At 53.5% G+C, this 16,905-nt stretch carries 17 protein-coding genes and 1 pseudogene; 12 read left to right on the top strand and 6 right to left on the bottom strand.

Annotation, left to right across the window (positions count from 1 at the left end; genetic code table 11):
- Nucleotides 1–149: 149 nt before the first annotated feature.
- The 5 genes from NSU18_RS14060 to NSU18_RS14040 all read left to right on the top strand — a co-directional run bounded on the left by NSU18_RS14060 (nucleotide 150) and on the right by NSU18_RS14040 (nucleotide 4,079).
- Complete coding sequence (locus NSU18_RS14060; protein WP_341149315.1) at nucleotides 150–1,907, top strand: sensor histidine kinase; 1,758 nt, start codon at nucleotides 150–152, stop codon at nucleotides 1,905–1,907.
- Nucleotides 1,908–1,935: 28 nt separating this feature from the next.
- Complete coding sequence (locus NSU18_RS14055; protein ID WP_341019026.1) at nucleotides 1,936–3,096, top strand: response regulator; 1,161 nt, start codon at nucleotides 1,936–1,938, stop codon at nucleotides 3,094–3,096.
- Nucleotides 3,097–3,302: 206 nt separating this feature from the next.
- Nucleotides 3,303–3,557 carry a hypothetical protein gene (locus NSU18_RS14050; RefSeq protein WP_341019028.1) on the top strand — a complete coding sequence of 85 codons (255 nt, stop codon included), beginning with the start codon at nucleotides 3,303–3,305 and terminating at the stop codon, nucleotides 3,555–3,557.
- The gene (locus NSU18_RS14045; protein ID WP_155991288.1) at nucleotides 3,554–3,730 is read left to right on the top strand and encodes a hypothetical protein; all 177 of its coding nucleotides are present in this window, start codon (nucleotides 3,554–3,556) and stop codon (nucleotides 3,728–3,730) included. The genes NSU18_RS14050 and NSU18_RS14045 overlap by 4 nt, the downstream gene beginning before the upstream one ends.
- The gene (locus NSU18_RS14040) at nucleotides 3,717–4,079 is read left to right on the top strand and encodes a hypothetical protein (protein WP_341019030.1); all 363 of its coding nucleotides are present in this window, start codon (nucleotides 3,717–3,719) and stop codon (nucleotides 4,077–4,079) included. The genes NSU18_RS14045 and NSU18_RS14040 overlap by 14 nt, the downstream gene beginning before the upstream one ends.
- Before the next feature lie 13 nt (nucleotides 4,080–4,092).
- Here NSU18_RS14040 and NSU18_RS14035 read toward each other — a convergent pair whose 3' ends face one another.
- Nucleotides 4,093–5,409, bottom strand: coding sequence for a GHKL domain-containing protein (locus NSU18_RS14035; protein WP_341149314.1), 1,317 nt, complete (start codon nucleotides 5,407–5,409; stop codon nucleotides 4,093–4,095).
- Nucleotides 5,406–6,140, bottom strand: a complete 735-nt coding sequence (locus tag NSU18_RS14030) for a LytR/AlgR family response regulator transcription factor (protein ID WP_341149313.1) — start codon at nucleotides 6,138–6,140, stop codon at nucleotides 5,406–5,408. Before NSU18_RS14030 ends, NSU18_RS14035 begins: the two co-directional genes overlap by 4 nt.
- A 156-nt stretch (nucleotides 6,141–6,296) precedes the next feature.
- Here NSU18_RS14030 and NSU18_RS14025 point away from each other — a divergent pair, with 156 nt between their 5' ends.
- The 5 genes from NSU18_RS14025 to NSU18_RS14005 all read left to right on the top strand — a co-directional run bounded on the left by NSU18_RS14025 (nucleotide 6,297) and on the right by NSU18_RS14005 (nucleotide 10,201).
- Nucleotides 6,297–7,220 (top strand): ATP-binding cassette domain-containing protein, encoded by a 924-nt coding sequence (locus tag NSU18_RS14025; RefSeq protein ID WP_341019034.1) that lies wholly within the window; start codon nucleotides 6,297–6,299, stop codon nucleotides 7,218–7,220.
- Nucleotides 7,217–8,014, top strand: a complete 798-nt coding sequence (locus NSU18_RS14020) for a hypothetical protein (RefSeq protein ID WP_341019035.1) — start codon at nucleotides 7,217–7,219, stop codon at nucleotides 8,012–8,014. The genes NSU18_RS14025 and NSU18_RS14020 overlap by 4 nt, the downstream gene beginning before the upstream one ends.
- A 31-nt stretch (nucleotides 8,015–8,045) precedes the next feature.
- The gene (gene msrA / locus NSU18_RS14015) at nucleotides 8,046–9,002 is read left to right on the top strand and encodes a peptide-methionine (S)-S-oxide reductase MsrA (protein WP_341019036.1); all 957 of its coding nucleotides are present in this window, start codon (nucleotides 8,046–8,048) and stop codon (nucleotides 9,000–9,002) included.
- A 73-nt stretch (nucleotides 9,003–9,075) separates the two neighbouring features.
- Complete coding sequence (locus NSU18_RS14010) at nucleotides 9,076–9,807, top strand: ZIP family metal transporter (RefSeq protein ID WP_341149312.1); 732 nt, start codon at nucleotides 9,076–9,078, stop codon at nucleotides 9,805–9,807.
- 94 nt (nucleotides 9,808–9,901) lie between these two features.
- On the top strand, nucleotides 9,902–10,201 hold the full coding sequence (locus NSU18_RS14005) for a hypothetical protein (RefSeq protein ID WP_341149311.1): 300 nt from the start codon (nucleotides 9,902–9,904) through the stop codon (nucleotides 10,199–10,201).
- Between the two features lie 91 nt (nucleotides 10,202–10,292).
- On the opposite strand, the gene NSU18_RS14000 is transcribed toward NSU18_RS14005, so the two are convergent.
- From NSU18_RS14000 to NSU18_RS13985, 4 genes are all read right to left on the bottom strand, one after another.
- The gene (locus NSU18_RS14000) at nucleotides 10,293–11,201 is read right to left on the bottom strand and encodes an aldo/keto reductase (protein ID WP_341149310.1); all 909 of its coding nucleotides are present in this window, start codon (nucleotides 11,199–11,201) and stop codon (nucleotides 10,293–10,295) included.
- A gap of 823 nt (nucleotides 11,202–12,024) precedes the next feature.
- The gene (locus NSU18_RS13995; protein ID WP_341149309.1) at nucleotides 12,025–13,014 is read right to left on the bottom strand and encodes an aldo/keto reductase; all 990 of its coding nucleotides are present in this window, start codon (nucleotides 13,012–13,014) and stop codon (nucleotides 12,025–12,027) included.
- Nucleotides 13,015–13,109: 95 nt separating this feature from the next.
- Nucleotides 13,110–13,952: an AraC family transcriptional regulator gene (locus tag NSU18_RS13990; protein WP_341019041.1), complete on the bottom strand. Its 843-nt coding sequence runs from the start codon at nucleotides 13,950–13,952 to the stop codon at nucleotides 13,110–13,112.
- Nucleotides 13,953–14,116: 164 nt separating this feature from the next.
- Nucleotides 14,117–14,428 (bottom strand): (2Fe-2S) ferredoxin domain-containing protein, encoded by a 312-nt coding sequence (locus NSU18_RS13985; protein WP_051493345.1) that lies wholly within the window; start codon nucleotides 14,426–14,428, stop codon nucleotides 14,117–14,119.
- A 309-nt stretch (nucleotides 14,429–14,737) separates the two neighbouring features.
- Between NSU18_RS13985 and NSU18_RS13980 the strand changes: the two are divergent.
- Nucleotides 14,738–15,232: pseudogene (locus tag NSU18_RS13980) on the top strand (general stress protein); the annotation flags it as partial.
- 869 nt (nucleotides 15,233–16,101) lie between these two features.
- Nucleotides 16,102–16,902, top strand: a complete 801-nt coding sequence (locus tag NSU18_RS13975; protein WP_340756469.1) for a hypothetical protein — start codon at nucleotides 16,102–16,104, stop codon at nucleotides 16,900–16,902.
- Nucleotides 16,903–16,905 lie beyond the last annotated feature (3 nt).

Below are 16,905 nucleotides of genomic sequence, written 5' to 3'. Positions count from 1 at the left end.
ACAGTGAAGGCCGGTCCGCATAAGGACCGGCCTTTGCCGGTAACCTGTCATGAAAAATCAAGGCGTGGACACCCCGCCCCGGAAGGTGCTATCCTAACTTAATAGAATTTGTTATTAAGGGAGACGCAGCCGTGGAAAGTAGGCACTGGATGTCGATTATGCTTTTTACTGCAGCAGCACTGATGCTGTTTGTGTCGTTCCTGTCGTACCAGAAAAGACATCTGCCTGTTGCCAGAACGATGATTCTAATTATGCTGACAGCGGCCTTCTACGCCTTCGGCTATGGTCTTGAGCTGCTTAGCGGGAACTTAAGCCAGGTGAAGCTGGCGCTGCACATTCAATATCTGGGTATTCCTTTTGTGTCCACCTTATGGCTGGTACAAGCGATTCAATTCACCGGAGCCGCTGCGCGTTTCCGCAAGCGACTGATCGCTCTGCTGTTCCTGATCCCGGCCGTCATCTTCATTCTGCAGCTCACCAATGAATGGCATCATCTAATCTACCGGGATTTCCTGCTGAATACGGACCCTTCGGTCTCCTTGTATTACACCGTCAAGGGACTGTGGTATAACATCCATGCTGCTTATAATTATCTGGTGCTGCTTGGCGGCATTGCGCTGTTCATATCCATGTTTGTACGGGCGCTGCCGATTGTACGCAAACAGATTGCTGTGCTGCTTCTGGGTGCGGTTGCGCCTATGCTGCTCAATCTGTTCCTGTGGACCGGAACCCGGATAGATCTCACACCGTTCGGATTTGCAGTGTCGGGCATCGCCTACGCCTGGGGTATCCTCAGATTCAACCTGCTCCGCCTGACTCCGCTGGCTATGGCCCAGGTGTTCGAGACGATTCGGGACGGTGTCCTTCTGTTCGACTATGAGAATCAGATCGTCAGCTACAACCGTGCCGCAGAGAAGATGTTTCCCGAGCTTGGGAGCAGGCGGCGCTACCCGGCGGATATGACGGAGGTGCTTGCCGGCAGCGGGGAGCTGCTTGGACGTCTCAGGGGCTTAAGCGATGAGGACGAACGGTTTGCCTACGAGCGGCTCCAGGCTGGCAGGCGTCTGTACTATAATTGCAGCCTGTCCTTCATTCATGATACTGGCAGCACCCCTATCGGCAAAATCCTCTTGTTCAGCGACATTACCGAGCTGAAGGAGAGCGAGATCCGGCTGCGCGAGAATGCCCGGCAGCTATCCGAGCTGAATGCCTTCAAGGACAAGCTGTTCACCATTGTGGCCCACGATATCCGCGATCCGGTAGCACTGCTGGTCAGCCTGACAGAGCTGCTGGGCGACGGGCTGACAGCTGCAGATGATGAGCACGCGGAGGTGGTGCGGGAGATCAAAGGGCAGGTGCGGAATACGTTCCAGCTTGTTGACAATCTGCTGGACTGGTACCGCAGCCAGAAGGGGACGGTGTCGTTCCATCCGCAGGCCTGGAGTGTGCAGCAGGTGGTCCGGCAGGCCCTGATGCTGGCGGGTACGAAAGCCGGGATGAAGCAGATCCGCCTGACGGAGCGCATCGGCAGCGAATTAACCGTCCGGGCGGATAAAGAAATGCTGGACCTGATCCTGCGCAATCTGCTCTCTAACGCTATCAAATTCACGGGGATAGGCGGCTCTATTGTGGTTGAGGCCCTTCTTGAAGAGGACAAGGTTATCTTGTCTGTGTGCGATAACGGGATTGGTATCGATGAAGCGACCGCAGACATGCTGCGTCTGGAGGAACCGATTCTGAAGGCACCGCTGGGGGAGGAGGCAGGAGATGCCCGCTTCGGCCTGGCACTCGCGCGTGAATTCGTGCGCATCCATGGCGGGAGCCTGTGGTTTGAGAGTAAGCCGGGTAATGGAACCACCTTCTTCTTCACCTTGCCGGGATCGGCCGGAGGAGAACGGATGGAGTAACTGGGCAGCTGGAGGGAGGAGATATCAAATGAAGGTTATACTGGTCGATGATGAACGGATGATGCATCTGATCCTTAGCACTATGCTGCTTAAGCTGCCTGAAGTCGAGCTTGCGGGTACGTTCACAGATACGGAGTCGGCTGCTGCCTTTCTGGAGCAGCACCCGGATGTGGAGCTTGCCTTCGTAGACCTCTCTATGCCGGGAGAGGGCGGCATGGCCTTTGCAGCCAGGCTGGCGGCTGCCGGTTCTCCAGTGCAAATGGTGTTCGTGACCTCACATAAGGAATTTGCCCTGGAGGCTTACGACTTGTCCGTGCTGGATTATTTGGTCAAGCCGGTCTCCCAGGAGCGGCTTGCGCGCACGGTGAACCGGGTGATTACTCAGCGGCGGGCTGCTCCGGCAAGGCTCTCCCCTCTGCCAGAGATGCAGCAGGCTCCGGCCGGTTCCAGCCGGGTAACGCTCACGATGCTAGGGGATGTTGCTGTGAGCAGCGGGGCAGGCCGGGTCAAATGGACCTCCCGTAAATGTGCCGAACTGTTTGCCTATCTGCTGCTGCTCCGGGGGAAGCGCGTCCCCCGTTCCAGGCTGGTTGCGGATATCTTCGGCGGCATGCATAAGGCCAATGCGGAGAGCTATCTTAACACTACCGTCTATCAACTGCGCAAATCTCTGGAGCCGCTGGGCCTGCGGGAAGCCATCCGTTCGGAGAACGACGGATATGCTCTTGAGCTTCAGACGCCGGTTATGGACTATCTGGAATTTGAACAGGAGGCAGCCGCCTTGCACACCATAGAACCTCCCGATATAGAGAGGGCTATGCGTATCGAGCAGCTCTATACAGGGGAGCTGTTCGGCGACAAGGCTTATGTGTGGGCTATCCATGAGACGGAGCGTTATGCGGAACTATATGCCTCCTTCGTCAAACGGCTGGCCGCAGCGCTCATTGCCAGCCGGGATTCCGCTGCGGCCTCCAAGCTGCTGCTGAAGCTGAACAAGCGGAATCCGCTGGATGAATCGGTGATCCGCCAGCTGATGGCCGTTCACGAGCTGGCCGGAGACAAAAAAGGTCTGAATGCCGTCTATACAGACTACGTACGGCTGCTGAGCCGCGAGCTTGGCATCAAGCCTTCCGGTGACCTGATCTACCTGTATGATTCCCTGGTCCGGCGGATCTCGGAACTCAAATAATCTTTGTTTCAGCCTTCTCCGGAGGGCCCGGATTACGGGTCCTCCGGTTTTTTTTTGCTGCTCAACCCAATCAGAATGGCACTTGCTAGAGTAGATTAGCTTGAGGGTGATTCTGTTAGAGTGGCGGCAAGGAATTTCGCCGAAAATGTGGACAGGGGTAAAGGCGCGAATCCGTTCCGATTACATTAGGAAATGGGGGGATACAGATGGATTTCAGTGCATTGACTGGCCTTTTCGTAGATAACAACGGTTCAGTCGTGCTGAATGTTCTGTTATCTATTGCCTTGATCTGGAGTGTTAAGCAAATTGCGAATAAAGAGAAAGTAATCCAGAACTATCAGAAACGCGATGAGGAGAATGAGAAGCAGCTTAGCGAATATAACCGTACGCTCGTGAAGCTGCTGATTGAGAGAGGAACCGCAGAGCGAAAACCTAATGATGAGGAGGTCGTCAACAAGTGAAGCTCCTCGATATCTTTCGCAAGCACGAGCTGAAGCCCAGCCGGGTTAAACGGGAAATTGAGACCCTGGGCCAAATTCAGGAGGCGTATGAATCCAATGATCTAGAGAGGCTTATTGATCTGCACCGCACTGGCTTAGGTAGAAGGGGAGATGATCTGCATGGACATTATTGACTTGGTACTGATTACACTGGAACTGATCGCCTTGATCGCTTTTACCGCATATGTTATCCGTTACAGCAAATATTTCATCGGACGCGGGCCGATGCGCACCTATAATTTGTATCTCCGCAGTGTGTGGGTAACTTATGGTGCGGTAGCGCTCCTGTGTCTCAATCTGCTGTGGGGAAGGCTGAATATCATCCTCGGGCTGAATCTGTCCGGCAGCTTATCCGATATTCTGCGTGAGTATGTGCTGGTGCTGACGCTTGTCATGCTTGTATTCTCGGGCTTGATGCACAAGGAGTTATGGGACAACAACCATAGGATCAAGCCCCGCAACGAACGCAAGAAACTGAAGTAGGCCCTATTCCTCATCATTCCCCCTCGGACACCTGTCCTCTGCCACGTTCATCTCTCTCCATATGAAAAAGCACCAGCTCCAGCTGAAACAGCTGGCCGCTGTAAGCAAGCTGAAACAGCCCGCCGGCCCGCTCCATCGTCTGGCGGATATTCCGCAGTCCGATCCCGTGGGAGCGCTTATCGCTTTTGGTCGTCAGCAGCTCGCCGCCTGGGCCTTGGAGGACAGACCCGTAGTACGGATTCTGAATCCGTATGAATAAGCTGTCATTCAGATAATGCATATGTACCGCGATGTATCGTTCTGTTCCCTGTTCCTTGGGGATCAGACTGACTGCTTCCCGTGCATTGTCAAGGGCATTACCCAGAATAACGCTGATGACAGCGGTATCCAGCATCAGCCGGGGCGGAAGGCTCAGCTCCAGCCGGAGCTCAATCTCTGCTGAGGATGCCTCCTGCCGTTTGTAATCCAGAATGGAGTCAATAACCGGGTTGCCCGTGTTGCAGTAGGCTTGGGCTTGTCCAGCCGAGCCCAGCAGAGCGTCCAGCTCGGCTGTAGAGGCAGCTTCTTCTCCGCTGAGAATTCTGGAGCGCAGGCCCAGCAGAATATGGTTGAAGTCATGGCGGAACCGGAGGGCCTCCTCCTGGAATTCCCGGTTCCGGTGATACTGGTTCACATAATAGCTATTCTGCTGCTCCAGCAGCATACGCTGGCTGCGTTCAGACTGTGCGCTCAGCATGCGGTCAATCAGGAGGAAGACCAGAAGATTAATAGCGAGCAGCAAGGCGGGAACGACAGGGAATAACTGCGGATATAGCCGGAAGAAGGGACTGCCGGACAACTCTAGCAGCACGACAATGCTCAGGCAAGGACAGAGAAAGACAATGGACCTCAATCCTCCGTCCAGCTGGCCCCGGCACTCGCCTTTTACTCCCCGGCGCAGCAGGATAACGAGCAATAGCATCAACAGCTTCGAGAGCAGCAGGCTGATTCTGTAGCCGTTGTCTGTCCATATCCATTGAAATGCCCCATCGCTGAGGACAATTACAGCAGAGATAAACAGTGCAGCATACAACCGCCATGCAAAAGCCCCACGGTAAAACAAGGACAACACCAATACCAGTCCGACATTGCCGGCCATCAGCAGCAGAGCGGGCAAGGAACTGTAATGGAACAGAGTGTGAACACCTATATACAGCATATACAGTGCAATCAGCCGCAGCCGGGATTCAAGACGGCAGATGAAGAAACGGCTGAAGAAGAGATGCAGTACGAATGGCAGCAGCGGAAGTACAGCAAGATAAATAATTTCATCAAGGAGCACAGAAGTCATACCAGCTCCCCTCTGAAATTCAGATAGGCCCTGCGCACAGCGGGGCTATATTTGCTGCTGACCGGCAGCTCACAGCCGGTGGTGAGCATGATTTTTTTGGCGCTGATGGCCTGGATTGAATAGAAGTTTACGATATAGGACTGGTGAATTCTTACGAAATGGCTGGACGCCAGCTTCTCCTCCTCCACTACCAGCTTCCCGTAATATTGCAGTGTCCGGTTCTGAGTAACCAGTGTAATCCGCCGGATGCTGCTCTCCAGATAATGAATGTCCCTGTGCGGAATCCTTAGTTCCTGGTTCTTCAGCTGTACCGCAAGGAAGTTCGTCCGGCCCTGCTGCCGGAGACGGAGGGTCTTATGTATGGCCCGGACCAGCTTCTGCTTGAAGCTCTCCGGCGTTACCGGCTTCTTCATGAATCCCGAAGGACGCAGGTCAAACAGCTGCATATGGTATTCTTCATGGCTGGAAATATAGATAAGCTGCACCGGATCATAGCCGTCATCCTCCCTCAGGAGCTGCCCCGCCGCAATGCCGTCCAGACCGCCCAGCTCAATGTCCATCAAGATAATATCGAACTGCCTGCCGTCCCGAAGGGCCCGGGCGAAGCTTTCTCCTGAATAATATAGGGAAATCTCAATAAGCTCGTTCAAGTCTTCACCGGTTTCCAGAATGAGGCGCTCGGCCTCTCCGGCTGCACGGGGCTCATCGTCACACACAGCAATATGAATCATCGGCTTCTCCACCTTTGCATTGATCCCTATATTATACATTTTCATCCTCAAAAACGACATGATCCCGCGTGAATATGACACCTGCGTTAGCGGAGGGAACACCAGATGGTATCGTTAAGCCGTCAACAGATTTGAATGGGAAAAGGAGTGTTTGCTTTGACGGCAACGGTATTTGAGGCTGAGGATTTATCCAAGGCGTACTCTACAGGAGCGGCGCTGGATCAGCTCTGCATGAGAATTAAGGCGGGAGATGTATACGGCTTCGTGGGGGAGAACGGAGCGGGTAAAACCACGCTGATGCGGATCATCGGCGGTCTGGTGCATCCGACAGCCGGAAGGATGGCCTTATTCGGAGAGCAGAGTAAGGAGAAGCAGATTGCAGCCAGACGCCGGATCGGCTTCCTGATTGAACGCCCTTCGCTCTATCCGCATATGAATGCGATGGAGAATCTGGGCTTTTACTGCAGGATCTTCGGCATCAGGGATAAGGGGAGGAGCGCTGAAGTGCTGAAGCTTGTAGGTCTCGATGAGGCGGGACCGAAGAAGGCGGGCGAATATTCGCTTGGCATGCGCCAGCGGCTGGGAATTGCCGTGGCCCTGCTGAACCGGCCGGAGTTCCTGGTGCTGGATGAGCCGGTGAATGGACTCGACCCGGCGGGAATTGTGGAGGTCAGGCATATCCTGGAGCAGCTGTCCCGGGAACAAGGCGTGACCCTGCTGATCTCCAGCCATATTCTGAGTGAGCTGCAGCTGCTGGCCGGTAAATACGGCTTCATTCATCAGGGCCGGCTGATTCAGGAGATTTCGGCTGCTGAATTGCAGCAGTCTGCACAGGTGATGATCTGTATTACTACATCATCTCCGGCAGCGGCTGTAGCTGAAATGCTGAGGCAGGAGCTTAGCCGCGGGGATATCCGGGTTAAGCAGACCGGAGAGATCGAGCTTCCCCGAAGCGGGGTGGATCTGGAGCGCCTGATGGCTATACTCGTGCAGCGGGAGATTCCGGTGGACGGCTTTCAGCTGACGGCGCCCAATCTGGAGCAGTATTATATGGATTTGATCGGGGGCGGCGGAAGATGAGGAGCTTCTGGCAGGCTGAAATCTATTATTTGCGTAAGGATCTGGCCTTCAAAAGCGTTACCGCAGTCTTCGCCTTAGCCAGCCTCGCACTTGTTCTAATTCTGGGCGGCAAAGGCGGTTATGACATGGGCAGTTATACAGAGCCGCTCAAGACGGCTGCTTCGTTCTCCATCCTGTTCTATCTGGTTATTCCGCTGCATGCCTGCTTTTTTGCAACCGAAGGCTTCGAGTACGGCTCGGTGCAGAATATTATTGCTGCCGGGCATAGCAAGATGAAATACTTTACCGGTAAATACGTACTGGAGCTGCTTGCCGTTCTGGGCTGGCTGCTGGAATTCTACGGTTTATATTATCTCTTCTCTCTGGCGGCAGCGCTGATCACAGGGGCTCCAGTGGGACATACCGGATATACTGAGGATCTGGCTGCTGGTCTGACAGCCTTGGGACTGAACCTGCTCTACCTGGCAGCTTATTGTGCAGCAATTATGATGCTGGGGATGCTGATCCGCAAACCGGCTTCGGCGGTGGTAGCGGCATTCTTCTTCATCTTCGGCAACCTGCTGCTCAGCGGGTATCTTAAGGACGCCTCCTCTGCGGTTCTTCGTACAATTTCTGAGCATTCCCTGATGACGCAGATTTTCAAATTCTCGGGGATATACGTGGAGAACTCACAGCTGATTCTGCTCTCGGGGACGGGAGATTATATACGCGCGTTGTGGATTCCTGCAGCTTGGATCTTGCTCTCTCTAACCATCACCCTGACCGTTTTGGAGAAGCGGGATATTCAGATATAATAGGGGAAAAGCATGCAGGGAGGCGGTCTGTTTGACTTCGAATGATACGCTGCAGCTGGCGACCTTCGCCGGCGGCTGCTTCTGGTGTATGGTCAAGCCGTTCGACGAGCTGCCGGGCATCGTCTCGGTAGTGTCAGGTTATACAGGCGGGCATACGGAGAATCCGACCTATGAAGAGGTAGGGTCGGAAACTACCGGGCACCGGGAGGCGGTGCAGATTGTCTATGATCCGGAGCTGTTCCCGTATGAACGGCTGCTGGAGATCTATTGGCAGCTGATCGATCCGACGGATGACGGCGGGCAGTTCATGGACCGGGGGCATTCTTACGCTCCGGCAATCTTCGTTCAGAATGAAGAGCAGCGAAAGCTGGCGGAACTGTCGAAGGAGAGGCTGAAGGCCAGTAAACGCTTCAAGGCGCCGATTGTGACGCCCATCCTGCCGGCTGCGCCGTTCTATCCGGCGGAAGCGGAGCATCAGCAATACTATCTGACCCATCCGCTGGATTATAAGCTATATCAGAAGGGCTCGGGCCGTGACGACTTCACAGCGCTGCACTGGAACAGCCGTGAGGATAAGAAGCGGCTGCGGGAGCGGCTTACAGAGCTGCAATATGAGGTCACCCAGAACAAGAGCGCGGAGCCAGCCTACCAGAACGCGTATTGGGACCACTTCGAGGAGGGGCTCTACACGGATGTGATCAGCGGTGATCCGCTGTTCAGCTCGGCAGCCAAGTTCGATTCCGGCACAGGCTGGCCCAGCTTCACGGGTCCGGTGGAAGAGGGGATGATCCGGCGGGAAGCCGATTATAGCGGCGGGCAGGTGCGGACCGTGCTGCGCAGCAGGCTGAGCGGAGCTTATCTGGGATATCTGACCTTTGACGGACCGGAGCCGGCGAAGCAGCATTATCATATCTATTCTGCCGCACTTCAGTTCGTCCCGAAGGCAGAGCTTGAAGACCGGGGGCTGGGACGGTATACGAGACTCTGAAGCTTGGGTCTATTTATAGCTGCCTTGAGCATATGCTTAATCTATAGTCCTGTCCACAAAAGGGGTTGAAGATTTGGCGGGTGCACTTTTAGGCAGCTTTTTGTCTGCAATGGCAACAGTTCTGGGCGTTATTCCTATTCTGTTCGTAAGGAGGCTGTCCGAGCTGTGGAAGGATGTGCTGGTGGCCTTCACCGCCGGGATCATGGTCTCTGCAAGCACGTTCGGGCTGATGCCGCAGGCGATCAAGGAATCAGGTATTATCGCCCTGACGCTGGGGCTGATTACCGGCGTATTGCTGCTCGATCTGATCGAGAGCCATATTCCGCATATCGATGTGGAGAATAAGCCCGGCCTCAGTACACTGGATTCCAAAGCGCTGCTCGTGATGATTGCGCTGTTCATTCATAACATCCCCGAAGGGCTCAGCACAGGCTTCAGCTATGCCAGCGAGCAGACAAGCCTCGGCCCGATGGTGGCGATTGCGATCGGCGCGCAGAATATGCCGGAAGGGCTGATTCTGGCGATCTTCCTGATGAATGCCCGCGCCAGCCGGCGCAAGGCGTTAATTATAGCCGCATTGACCGGGCTGATGGAGATGGTGTCGGCCGTGATCGGTTATTTTACAGCCAGCTATGTACAGAATGTGGTTGGATACGGGCTGGCATTCGCTGCCGGAGCGATGCTCTTCATCGTGTATAAGGAGCTGATCCCGGAGAGCCACGGCCACGGATTTGAACGGCCCTCGACGTATTCGTTTATTTTCGGGCTGCTGGCGATGGTCTATATTACGCAGTTTTTTGGCTAGGCTGCTTCAGCGGCAGTGTCGTTTGCATCTGCCTGCCGCAGCCGCTATACTATAACGCAATCCCCGGTTCCTATGGAGAAGGAGTGATGACACGATGGTTAGACTGGAATGGGAAGCTGTATTATCCTTCGTAGTATTGATTGCTTCATACCTGTGCTTATACGCGGCTATTCAGAAGCGGACGAATTTCGCCCGCTACAGCATGACCGTTCTCCTGATAGCCAGCGGAGCGCCGCTTGCCGTGATGCTGATTCTGGAGAGCAGAAGGGAAGCGCTGGATGCCAATATCGGGCTGGGCATGGCGTTCCTGCTGACCTGGCTCATTACCGCAGTGGTATTTGTGGCTGCACTACTTACGTGGATAGTTAAGGCAAGGAAACGCGTTCGCAGGTAGACAATAAGAAGCTAAGCAAAAATAAGAAGCTGTCCAGAGACTGTAATGCCTACAGTTTCCGGACAGCTTCTTCTGTTAGGCGTAGGCTGCTCTATACGTGCAGGGTATACCGTCCTGCCTTGCTGGCATCCCGTACAGCTTCAAGCTCAAGTGCAGAGAGCGGCTGCGAGCGTGCAGCCGCCATATTCTGCCGCAGCTGCTCCAGGCTGCTGGCCCCCGGGATAATGGCCGCAACCGCCGGATCAGCCAGCGGATATTGCAGCGCCGTCTGTGTCAGCGTCCGCGTCAGGGTGGTCTGGCTCATCAGCTGCTCATGCAGCGCCGTGAGCTCGGCCTCCGTATAGTCCAGATACGCCCGCTGCGCCTTGCTGCGGCCATGATCGGTCAGAATGCCGCTCGCCAGCGGCCCCCGGGCAATCATACTGATGCCCGTGCGGCCCAGCAGCGGAAGAATGTTCTCCTCCGGGCGTCTGTCGAGAATGCTATATTGGCTCATCACGCTGACGATGCCGGAGCGCTGCACATATTCACGGATCACATTCGGCCGGATGGAGGAGATGCCATAATGGCGGATAACCCCTTCCCGCTTCAGCTCCTCGAAGGCTTCAACCGTCTCATCGATATCATCCTCCAGCGTTCCTCCGTGCAGCTGATACAGATCAATATAATCGGTCTGCAGCCTGTGCAGGCTCTCCTTCACAGCGGAGCGGATATAGGCCTTGGAGGCATCCCAGCTCCAGCCTTCCTTGCCGGGAATTCTGCGGTTGCCCACCTTGGTCGCCAGGATCACGTCAGCACGGCGGTGCCGGATGGCCTGACCGACAAGCTCCTCATTGCGGCCCTCATCATAGAGGTCGGCGGTGTCCAGGAAGTTAATTCCGCGGTCGAGCGCTTCGTGGATAATGGCGGTGGCCTGCGCTTCCTCTGTCCCCAGCGACATGCAGCCAAGCCCCATGGCACTTACATGTAAATCGGATTGCCCCAATCGGTTAGTCTTCATCGGATGTCCTTTCGTTACGCAGTGATGGGTATTAATGGTTATGAATAATTTCATTATAGCATTCAGGCATAGCGTAAGCACCCGGGCGGGAAGGCTTCAAGGTTCAACTGGTAGAGCAGCAGTCTTTAAACTGTTGTTGGGCAGGATGAGAACTGGAGTTTTAAAAGTGTGAAAGCGTTGGGAGGGAAGTGTATGCGGATAACCGAATACAATGTGCTTACGCGAAGGTGGCGGGCCTAATGTATGCGGAAAACCGAACATAATAGTTTTGGTTCGTCTTACTGATCCAATTCATATATTTCAATATGATGCTGTATCAGATTAAATAGGATGGATAAGCTTGTTAAACCCAATCCACCCCAAATCTAACGGACCGGAGAGATCTTATCCCCGCGAAAACGCCACTTTTTGCAGCGTAACGGACTCAGGCGACCTTATAGTCTCTCTATGAGTCGTTTCGGAGCTGAAGTGCAAAGGATAAGGTCTGTGGAGTCCATTACTCACCCAATTGGCGACTTTCTTCCCGGATAAGAGCCCCTGTGTCCGTTACGCGAAGCCAAACGCCCCTGAAGAACAACGCCCGCTTGGAAAAAAAGATGTAATTTGAAGGGGATTGCGTCTGCTCCACTATTTTAAAGCTGATAAGCTACTAGTTAGGGATATCCGCACAAAAAAGAATCCTGCACCACCGCGAGCGGGTGGGCAGGATTTCCGTCATGTCTGTGATCTGGTATCTGTATTCTATAATCTGTAATCTGTAATCTGTAATCTGGTATCAGTGATCTGCAGGCTCGGCAGGTGCAGTATCTGTCCCAGCCCCGGTTTATCCGCGCAGAATGCTCTCAATCTGCTCCAGCTCTTCCGCGCTTAGCTCAGGCGCATTCAGTGAAGCTACGGCATCCTCGATCTGGCTGGTCTTGCTTGCCCCGATCAGTGCAGAGGTCACCTTGCCGCCGCGCAGTACCCACGATAAGGCAAGCTGCGACATCTTCTGTCCGCGTGCCGCCGCGATTTCGTTCAGCTTGCCAACCTTGGCCAGCACCTCAGGCGTGAGCTCCTTCTCGGAGAGGAACACGCTGGGTCCGGCTGCGCGGGAATCGGCTGCGATGCCGTTCAGGTAGCGGTCGGTCAGAATCCCCTTTTGCAGCGGGGAGAAGGCGATGGTGCCGATGCCCTCTTCCTCCAGCACATCCTGCAGGCCGTCCTCGATCCAGCGCGACATCATCGAATAGTTCGGCTGATGGATCAGGCAAGGCGTGCCCAGGCGGCGGAGAATCTGCGCGGCTTCCCGCGCTTCCTCCGGCTTGTAGTTCGAGAGGCCGACATACAGCGCTTTGCCCTGACGAACCAGGAAATCGAGGGCGGACATGGTCTCTTCCAGCGGCGTATTCGGGTCTGGACGATGGTGGTAGTAGATGTCTACATAATCAAGTCCCATCCGCTTCAGGCTCTGATCCAGACTGGAGACCAGATACTTCCTGGAGCCCCATTCACCGTAAGGGCCGGGCCACATATAGTATCCGGCTTTGCTGGAGATGATCAGCTCATCGCGGTAAGGCGCGAGATCCGTCTTCAGCATCCGGCCGAAGCTCTCTTCCGCAGAGCCGGCAGGCGGGCCGTAGTTATTGGCAAGGTCGAAGTGGGTGATCCCTAAGTCAAAGGCCCGGCGGACCATCGCACGGCCGTTCTCATATACATCATTGCCGCCGAAATTATGCCACAGCCCGAGGGAGATGGCCGGGAGCAACAGTCCGCTGCGTCCGGTGCGGTTATATTTCATCGTGCCATAGCGTTCAGGATTGGCGATATACATATTGGATTCCTCCTAAGTGTAAGTTGTGCGGGACTTCATACCTCCCTAATTGTAGCGGATAAACGCTTTCAATCGTATGTCAGCAAGGATGATTTTTATAGCACAATGTCCGTATCTGCATGGCGGAGCCGGTATTCTTTGGGCGAGCAGCCCTTCACCTTCTTGAACATCCGGGAGAACAGCAAGGCATCCTGATACCCCACCGATTGCGAGATCTCCCCGATAGTGCAGCCAGTCTCCGTCAGCAGCTCGCAAGCCTTAGACATGCGGAATTGGAGCAGATATTGCTGCGGAGGCAAGCCGACCGTCCGCTTGAACAGCGCCGACATATATTTGCGGTCCAGCTTCAGGGAAGCGGACAGGCTCTCCATCGTCACATTCTCGGCGTAGTGGGCTTGAAGGTAATGCAGGCATTGCTCGACATAGACACTTCTGCTGCGCGGAGCCGGGCTGCCTGCAGCCGGAACCGTGCGCAGCAGCAGCGAGAAGAACTCATAGAGCATCACCTTCAGCGGCAGGTCCAGCAGCTCCCCGCTGCTCCCCGTCTCCGATAACCTGGCGGACAGCGAGGGCATCAGCACCTGGTCCATCGGGAACACCGGCTGCTCCGGGGTAAGCGAAGTCCGTGACAGCAGATAACTTGCCTCTTCCCCCGTAAAAGCAATCCAGGAATACAGCCACGGGTCAGCCTGATCTGCGGCATAATGCGTGACCACATGCGGATAAGTGAGGAAGGCCTGCCCTGCGTTCAATGTATGGGTGGCTTCACCGACGGTTACCTTGCCGGTTCCGGCGTGTATGAAGTGAATTTTGTACAGGCTTCGCACCCCGGGTCCGAACGAATGACCGGGTGCGCACTGCTCCTGGCCCCAGTAATGCAGATATAAGTCAGGATTGGCCCGGTGGGGGCGATGGGCGTTATATTTGAATACTGTCATGCTTGCAGCCTCATTTCCTAAAAGGATGTTGGCACTCCTATTGAACATATACCTCTAGTATACCTCAGAAGGAGGAGGGCCGGACAACCGCAAATAGTCCCAGCCCGGGAGGGAAGGGACCAGGAGTATGAGGCTGAAGGCGGGCAGGCTGGGGACGCTGGGACTCAGGCTTCCATTTTGAGCATAACCAGCTCTTCTACGGGCTGACCGTTCACTAAATGCTCCTCCACGATACGGGCCACATCCTCCGTCGTTACATTGTAATACCAGACCCCGTCCGGATACACGATGACAAAAGGTCCATTGCCGCATAGGCCGAGACAGCTGGTTTTGTTGATTTTGACCGTCTTGTTGATCCCTTGCTCCACCAGTTGCTCCTTGAATTCCTGCATGACATCCTCTACATCCTGGTTATTGCAGTGCTCACTGCAGCAGAAGAGCAGATGCTTCTTAAGTACCTTCAGACGCATATTCATCGCGGTTTCCCCCTGAATTCTATAAGAGTAGCTTACCTGTTATACGAGGAGTATAGTCTCTTTTGGCCGCGCTGTAAGGAGATTGGAGCATTGTTCCCAAAGGCTTAATAACTGCCATGAACCGGAGAATTCAGTGTAATCTAAGTTGACTTCAAATCACTGAATTTGTGGAAAATGTGTCCGGCGGGCAATTTCCTGTTTCATAAATTTTTTTGCGGAACCGGCTCAAGATCGAAAGTTACCAGTTTCGCGGAGAAGGGTTTGGTTAAGTAATTAACAACCTAAAACAGCTACCAGGAGGGAATCGTTATGAATAAGAAAATTGTAGGTGTGTTCCATACAGAGCATGAAGCTTCACGGGCCATTGAAGATTTGAAGGCGCAAGGCTTTCTGACAGAGGATATCTCAGTGATAGCGAGAAATAAACGTGATGTGGAAGCGATTAATGATGAGACCGGGACGAAGGTGCCGGAGGGGATGGCTTCCGGGGCGGCGACCGGCGGTATCCTCGGCGGTGTAACCGGACTGCTGGCAGGCATCGGCGCTCTGGCGATTCCGGGCATCGGGCCGATTATCGCAGCGGGGCCGATAGCAGCCACCCTGACCGGAGTAGCCGTAGGCGCAGGAACGGGCGGTCTGGTCGGCGGGCTGATCGGACTGGGCATCCCTGAGGATGAAGCTGCGAGCTATGACAACTATGTGGACGAAGGACGCATTTTGGTCATGGTGGATGCAGATATCTCCCGCGAACAGGACGTATACACTGTATTCCGCAACCATAATTCGGCGAATGCTGACCGCTATATGAGCGATACCGGCACTGCGGGGGCGGCTGCGGATGTGAATGCTCCACGGGACTCCGTAACAGACGCGGTGGATGCGGCGTTCAATGGCTCAGGTCTGGAAGGCAGACATGATACCGGGCTGGACACGATGAATTCAGCCACGGAGCATGATCTCCCGGAGCGCAGCGCAGTGGAGGATATGAAGCGGCCGGGAATGACAGGGGATCTGTATTCCGGCACGCGTAACGGCATCGACAAGATGCCGGATCATACAGCCGACCGCAGGCTCCAAGACCTGGAGGAACGGCAGGCACAGGAAGCAGCCAGACAAGAAGGTGCACGGCCTGGCAGCCTTGTTGATGAGAAGGCGAAGGTTGACAGCGAGTTGCTCAGAAACCAGGGGCGCATCCGTTAAGCGGCGAATGAACAGCGGATGACGCATAAGCATAAGATGATCACAGACAAGGGTTTCCCGAAGTCCCGCCGGACTTTAGGGAGGCCCTTGTTTTTGTGTGTCCAGTGGTCAAGGGAGAGTGTTTGATTTTTAGAGTAGTCTGCTATATTTTTCACAGGATGAAAGGAATGCCGCGAAAATGTATTTTGCTCCACCAGTTAGCAATTCATAGACAAGCTTTCTTTAACTGAAGATTTATGTAATAAGAAACTTTTATGAAAAAGCGATTGCTAAAAGGATTATGAATTCTTATTTTCTAAATATGTCGGTTAATAGTATTAATTGTCGAATATATACATAACGTTTAGGAGTTAACTACTATTTTCTAATATATGGATTAAATAACGTTTATTTATATCACATATATGGTAAGGTTTAGTGGGTGGCCATCCTAGATGAAAAAATTTTCAAAAAAACGCAGGGGAGAGTAAATTATGAAAAGACTAGTTTCGATCATGGTTGTTGCTATACTGATCTTCATACCTTTAAATGCCTTTGCAATGGAAAATAATCTGGAAAATAAAGAATTTAGAACTGTTGTTGATAGTATGTCTGCCGCTGAGACGGCGATCATGAGCATTAATGAACTGCCTGAAGTGACTATAAACTGGTTGCGTGAGCAGGGTGCAACTCTTGATCAGGACAGTGCAGTACAGTATGTACCTGCAACTCAAAATATTGAAACAATGCGTGGTGGAGAGATTCATGGTGAAGCCATTAGAATTTGGAATGAATTGGACAGTGGAGATATAAGTGTTACTACGGTATTGCCAATCTCAAAAGCAAATGCAATAAGTGCTATAGGTGAGGCGGGTAAACCAACTGGGACACCAGGGACAATCGGTTACGGATTAAGTTCCGTTAGTATATTTACTGCACATTATGATCAGTTTAACAATCTTACGTACATGCGCCCTCTACGTCAAGATGTTACAGCGTATGCTAACAGCGGATATAACATAGGTAATTTTAAAGCAACATGGGTTACTTTTGGAACACTCCTTACTTATCCTGGGTATACTGCTGCTCCTGAAGCAAACAATTTTCCTTTTCGACATGAAGTAACCACAAGTGTCAGTTCGCCCATACTGGGAACAAAATATACTGGATATAATGCATTAAGCAGCAATAGGGTTTATCTTGTAGGAGGAGGTATAGCTTGGGTATGCGGAGTATCATATGATATAAATGTAAATGGTACTAATCATCATTTTGAAGTTACTGGCATCTTGTAAACC

The organism is Paenibacillus sp. FSL H8-0048 (assembly GCF_038002825.1).
In the GTDB taxonomy this organism is placed as follows: Bacteria; Bacillota; Bacilli; order Paenibacillales; family Paenibacillaceae; genus Paenibacillus_AQ.
The sequence above is the reverse complement of the archived record's forward strand: the minus strand, read 5'-3'. Positions and strand labels throughout refer to the sequence as shown.